Here is a 2,462-nt window from a genome sequence, read left to right on the forward strand (position 1 = left end):
AGAAACAATTTTTGCTGTTCCTACATATAAATTTCTATTTTGTCTATCTAAAATTAACCAATATTTATCAGTTTCATTTAACTGATAATCTTTTACTTGAGAATTTACCAGAGGATGCTGAATAAAAATCTGCCAAGCAACACTAATACCAGCACCGATATTTTTACCGTCATTGTACATAACTTGGTCAATTTCTGGTTCCCAGTGAAAAGCTACCCAGGGAGAGTTAGATTTATATCCCAATGACTTTTCTAACTGTCGGTGAGCTGTAAAATTTAAGAGTTTCACGAGATTAGACATACATCAGTTTCCAACTTGATGAACTAAAGTTTTTAATTATTAGAGTTATTGGGAATTAAGCTAAAAAAATGGCTAAAACCCTTATCAGTCAAAGTTTATAGCATTCTTGATGCCTAAAATCGTAAAAGTCTTATACGGTAAGCTTTTGAGCATTATTCAACTTTTATTTCCCAACAACTCTATTTTAGTTTAGACAGTAGTTCGATAATTGATAATTACCTCTTCCTAAAAAGAAGAGAATTAAATAAAAGGAAAATTTTTTCTTGCTTCTCCTTTGAAGGAGAGGCTTTAAAGCAGAATTATTCGGTAATAGGAGAATGCTTTACCCACTGTAATCTATAATATTCGATAAAATTTCTATGATGATTTTGAAAAGCTACTTGTTCATCAGGCTTTGGGACAGATAAATTTGATTATGAGCTATCGTGACATAATTACCATTGAACCAGATAAGCGTGGGGGAAAGCCTTGTATTCGTGGAATGCGAATTACAGTTTATGATGTTCTGGGCTGGCTAGCATCCGGGATGTCCATTACTGAGATTATTGATGATTTTCCAGAAGTGACGGAAGAAGATATTAGAGCTTGTTTAGAATTTGCCGCTGACCGTAATCATCGTTTAGTTGCTTTGGTGAGTTCTCCTTGAAACTATTATTCGATCAAAATTTGAGCTGGAAATGGGTTTCTCGTTTAGCTGATATTTTTCCAGATGCTAGCCACGTCCAATTTCATGGACTAGCAGACAAAACAGATACTCCCTGTGAGCTTCTGTTAAGAAACATTACAAATTTACATAGCTATATCCCAAAAAGGCGACCGCTGTATTTTATGACTGATAAGGGTTTTAGAGTTTTATCGTATATTTATACTGCGGGAAGTTCAGGTATCCATTAGTCATAATTTTCTCTATTTTAACGTCTTTATCCATAGTTACATTTCAATGTACAGGCTCATTAGTTTCTCGCTTTTCTGACATTTTTCCATATTTTTCAGAAAGAAGTCTATGGCAAACTATTTCCAACTGCGAGAACTTGATTGAAGTTACCAATCTCAAAAAGGAGAACAAAAGTGAAAAAGTTTCTACTAAGTGTACTATTGGCCTTTATGATTGCAGCTACTATTGCAGTCCCCCATGCTAACGCACGACAGTTGTTGGGAGGATGGAGTACTTATAGTGACATAACTCCAGAAGCATCTGAAGTTTTTCAAACAGCTATGAAAGGTCTTGTTGGAGTCTCTTACAAACCAGTAGCCTTTGCAACTCAGGCTGTTGCAGGAACAAACTACAGTTTTTTCTGCAATGCAACAGTTGTGTATCCTGACGCCCCCAATGAAGCAGCTATTGTTGATATATATCAAGCACCAGGAGAAATGCCTTACATCACTAACATAACGAGGGTTGCTCAGGATTGATAATTAATCGGGGTTGAGAATTGGCGAGTGCTTTAGCTTAATAGAGCTTGTCTCGCTCATCTATCTTAAATAGGACTTACGCAGAGACGATATATATATTACCTTTGCGTAACTCCTCTTAAAAATAGTTCTTCTCTTAAGTCTAGCTATCCCATGCACCTAAAGCCCAAAGTTTTACAACTTTCATAGTCCGTTCTACTAAACTTACCCAAACTTACCCATAAATGATTGCATAGGCTTTGGAGTTAGCTTCCTGCTTTGCGTTCCGCAATGCTGCGCAAACACAGAAGACCACCGACCGCAGTCTGTAACTTATCTTCTCCACAGGCTTCAATTCGCTCTTGACTCAAGCTACTGATTCACATAGTTTTTCAGATTGATAGCAGCATTCAAATCTCTATCAGTTTCAAAACCACATTGACTACACTCATAAGTTCTCAAGTGTAATGGCATTTTCTGTTGATGCCCACAGTTTGAACATATTTGAGAACTTGGATAATATCTATCGGCTATGACTAATTCACTGCCATACCATTCACATTTGTATGTAAGCTGACGTTTAAACTCATAAAAACCACAGTCTGCTATGGCACTTGCTAGTTTGTGATTCTTGAGCATTCCACTTACATTCAAATCTTCAATTACTATGGTACTGTGGTTTTTAGCTAACCATGAAGTGAGTTTATGTAGTGCGTCTGCTCTGATATCGGCTACTTTTTTGTGGAGTATGGCAAGTTTTTTTACTGCTT

4 protein-coding genes and 1 pseudogene are annotated in these 2,462 nt (G+C 36.5%); 3 read left to right on the forward strand and 2 right to left on the reverse strand.

Features of this window, described 5'->3' with window-relative positions; translation table 11 throughout:
- Positions 1–300: pseudogene (locus tag AC3DU7_RS18860) on the reverse strand (hypothetical protein); the annotation flags it as partial.
- A gap of 415 nt (positions 301–715) precedes the next feature.
- Between AC3DU7_RS18860 and AC3DU7_RS18865 the strand changes: the two are divergent.
- The 3 genes from AC3DU7_RS18865 to AC3DU7_RS18875 all read left to right on the forward strand — a co-directional run bounded on the left by AC3DU7_RS18865 (position 716) and on the right by AC3DU7_RS18875 (position 1,713).
- Entirely contained in the window at positions 716–946 is a 231-nt protein-coding gene (locus AC3DU7_RS18865) for a DUF433 domain-containing protein (RefSeq protein WP_488040853.1), read from the forward strand.
- Complete coding sequence (locus AC3DU7_RS18870; protein ID WP_488040854.1) at positions 943–1,194, forward strand: DUF5615 family PIN-like protein; 252 nt, start codon at positions 943–945, stop codon at positions 1,192–1,194. The genes AC3DU7_RS18865 and AC3DU7_RS18870 overlap by 4 nt, the downstream gene beginning before the upstream one ends.
- 174 nt (positions 1,195–1,368) lie before the next feature.
- Positions 1,369–1,713 (forward strand): hypothetical protein, encoded by a 345-nt coding sequence (locus AC3DU7_RS18875; RefSeq protein WP_488040855.1) that lies wholly within the window; start codon positions 1,369–1,371, stop codon positions 1,711–1,713.
- A 351-nt stretch (positions 1,714–2,064) separates the two neighbouring features.
- Here the strand turns inward: AC3DU7_RS18875 and AC3DU7_RS18880 are convergent.
- On the reverse strand, positions 2,065–2,462 hold a 398-nt coding region (locus AC3DU7_RS18880; protein WP_488040856.1), incomplete at its 5' end, for an RNA-guided endonuclease InsQ/TnpB family protein.

It is taken from the genome of Okeania sp. (genome assembly GCF_983059655.1).